Here is a 3,019-nt window from a genome sequence, read left to right as displayed (position 1 = left end):
GTGCTGCTGATGGCATTGCGCAGGTTGCGGGTATGCCGTCGGTCATGACCAACGAGCTTCTCGAGTTCCCGGGCGGCGTCATTGGCGTCGCGCAGAACCTCGACACCGACAAGGTCGGCGTCGTGGTCCTGGGCAACTTCGAGTCGCTCGCCGAGGGCGACGAGGTCAAGCGGACGGGCGATGTCCTGTCCATCCCGGTCGGGGACAAGTTCCTCGGCCGCGTTATCAACCCCCTGGGCCAGCCGATCGACGGCCTGGGCGACATCGAGGCCGAAGAGGACCGCGTCCTGGAGCTCCAGGCCCCGTCCGTGCTGCAGCGTCAGCCGGTCGAGGAGCCGATGGCCACCGGCATCAAGGCCATCGACGCGATGACCCCGATCGGTCGTGGTCAGCGACAGCTGATCATTGGTGACCGCAAGACCGGCAAGACCGCGGTCTGCCTGGACACCATCCTCAACCAGAAGGCGAACTGGGAGTCCGGCGATCCGACGAAGCAGGTGCGTTGCATCTACGTCGCGATCGGCCAGAAGGGCTCGACCATCGCCGGCGTGCGCAAGACCCTCGAGGATCACGGCGCGCTCGATTACACCACCATCGTGGCCGCCCCGGCTTCCGATGCCGCCGGCTTCAAGTGGCTGGCCCCCTTCGCGGGTGCCGCCCTGGGCCAGCACTGGATGTACCAGGGCAAGCACGTCCTGGTCATTTACGATGACCTGACCAAGCAGGCCGAGGCCTACCGCGCCATCTCCCTGCTGCTGCGTCGTCCGCCGGGACGCGAGGCGTACCCGGGTGACGTCTTCTACCTGCACTCCCGTCTGCTGGAGCGCGCGGCGAAGCTGTCCGACGACATGGGCGCCGGTTCGTTGACCGCCCTGCCGATCATCGAGACCAAGGCCAACGACGTCTCCGCCTTCATCCCGACCAACGTGATCTCGATCACCGACGGTCAGGTCTTCCTGGAGTCGGACCTGTTCAACCAGGGCGTTCGCCCGGCCATCAACGTCGGCGTCTCGGTTTCCCGAGTCGGCGGCGCCGCCCAGACCAAGGGCATGAAGAAGGTCTCCGGCAACCTGCGTCTGGACCTCGCGTCCTACCGCGACCTCGAGGCGTTCGCGATGTTCGCGTCCGACCTCGACGACGCCTCCAAGCGTCAGCTCGAGCGCGGCCAGCGTCTGGTCGAGCTGCTGAAGCAGAAGGAGAACCAGCCCCAGTCGGTCGAGTACCAGATGACCTCGATCTACCTGGCCGGCGAGGGCGAGTTCGACGATGTCCCGGTCGAGGACGTCCGCCGCTTCGAGACGGAGCTCATGGAGCACCTGTACTCGAAGAACGAGGCCGTCTTCGAGCAGATCGACGGTGGCAAGCCGTTCTCCGACGAGTCCAAGTCCGCCCTGAAGTCCTCCGTCGCGGAGTTCAAGAAGGGTTTCCAGACTTCGGACGGCGCTCCCGTGGCCAAGGAGGCCCCGGCCGAGCCCCTCGCCGAGGGCGAGCAGACCAAGCAGCAGATCTCGGTCTCCCGCAAGTCCGCCGCGAAGTAGTCGGGGCGTGTTTGCAATGACCGTTATCGAAAAAGAAGGGAGGCGTTAGAACATGGCGAATCTTCGTGAATTGCGAGACCGCATCAAGTCGGTCAACTCGACGAAGAAGATCACCAAGGCACAGGAGCTCATCGCGACGTCGCGCATCACCAAGGCGCAGCGTCGGGTTGCGGACTCCCAGCCCTACGCCGACGAGATCGAGAACGTCATCGGACGTCTCGCCTCGGCTTCCTCGCTTGATCACCCGATGCTGCACGAGCGCGAAGGCGCCAACCGTGCCGCGATTCTCGTGGTGACGTCCGATCGCGGCATGTGCGGCGGTTACAACCACAACGTCCTGAAGAAGGCCGCGGAACTCCGCGCCACCCTCAAGGGCGAGGGGTACGAGACCGTCACCTACGTCACGGGCCGCAAGGGCATCGATTACTACGATTTCCGTGAGATGCCGATGGCCGGCACCTGGGAGGGCTTCTCCCAGGATCCGGACTACGACCTCACCCACGATGTGCGTCGTCACCTGATCGACGGCTTCGTGGCAACCTCCGAAGGCCAGGCGAAGCACCGCGAGGGGCTGCGCGTGGCGGACGGCGAGACCGTCCAGGGCTTCGACCAGGTTCACGTGGTCTACACGGAGTTCGTGTCGATGCTGTCCCAGATTCCGCGGGCGCACCAGATGCTGCCCATCGAGCCGGTCATCGAGACCGAGGAGATGGAACTGGGCGAGGACATGCTTTCCGACGGCGGCGCGGAGCTGCACCCGGACTACGAATTCGAGCCGGATGCCGACACGCTGCTGACGGCGCTGCTGCCGCAGTACGTGTCGAAGAGCCTGTTCGCCCTGATGCTCGAGGCCGCGGCCTCCGAGTCCGCGGCGCGACGCAACGCCATGAAGTCGGCGACCGACAACGCGACCGAGCTGGTCAAGGACCTCTCGCGCGTGGCCAACCAGGCCCGTCAGGCGCAGATCACCCAGGAAATCACAGAGATCGTCGGTGGCGCCGGTGCGCTCGACGACAGCGGAGAAAGTGACTAGATATGAGCACAGCTCTCAATGAGCAGAACACCGCGACGGCCGTCGGCCGCATCGTGCGTGTCATCGGTGCCGTCGTCGACGTGGAGTTCCCGCGTAACGAGCTCCCGGCACTGTACAACGCGCTGACCGTGGAAGTTACCCTTCCTTCGGTCGCCAAGACCATCGTCCTCGAGACGGCGCAGCACCTGGGCGACAACCTTGTGCGCACCATCGCCATGGCCCCGACCGACGGCCTCGTCCGCGGCGCGGACGTCACCGACACGGGCAAGCCGATTTCGGTTCCCGTCGGCGACGTCGTCAAGGGCCACGTCTTCAACGCGCTGGGCGACTGCCTGGACGAGCCGGGCCTGGGTCGCGACGGCGAGCAGTGGGGCATCCACCGCGAGCCGCCGGCCTTCGACCAGCTCGAGGGCAAGACCGAGATCCTGGAGACGGGCATCAAGGTCAT

At 65.6% G+C, this 3,019-nt stretch carries 2 protein-coding genes and 1 pseudogene; all 3 read left to right on the top strand.

The features are described from left to right. A partial coding sequence (gene atpA / locus GX015_RS02735) for a F0F1 ATP synthase subunit alpha (RefSeq protein ID WP_291342609.1) occupies positions 1-1,538 on the top strand: 1,538 nt, incomplete at its 5' end. Between the two features lie 52 nt (positions 1,539-1,590). Next, positions 1,591-2,571 carry a F0F1 ATP synthase subunit gamma gene (locus tag GX015_RS02730; RefSeq protein WP_291342607.1) on the top strand — a complete coding sequence of 327 codons (981 nt, stop codon included), beginning with the start codon at positions 1,591-1,593 and terminating at the stop codon, positions 2,569-2,571. A gap of 2 nt (positions 2,572-2,573) precedes the next feature. Further along, positions 2,574-3,019: pseudogene (locus GX015_RS02725) on the top strand (F0F1 ATP synthase subunit beta); the annotation flags it as partial.

Source organism: Corynebacterium sp. (assembly GCF_012837295.1).
Classification (GTDB): domain Bacteria; phylum Actinomycetota; class Actinomycetes; order Mycobacteriales; family Mycobacteriaceae; genus Corynebacterium.
Note: the sequence above shows the minus strand (reverse complement) of the source record. Positions and strands in the feature narration are given on the sequence as shown.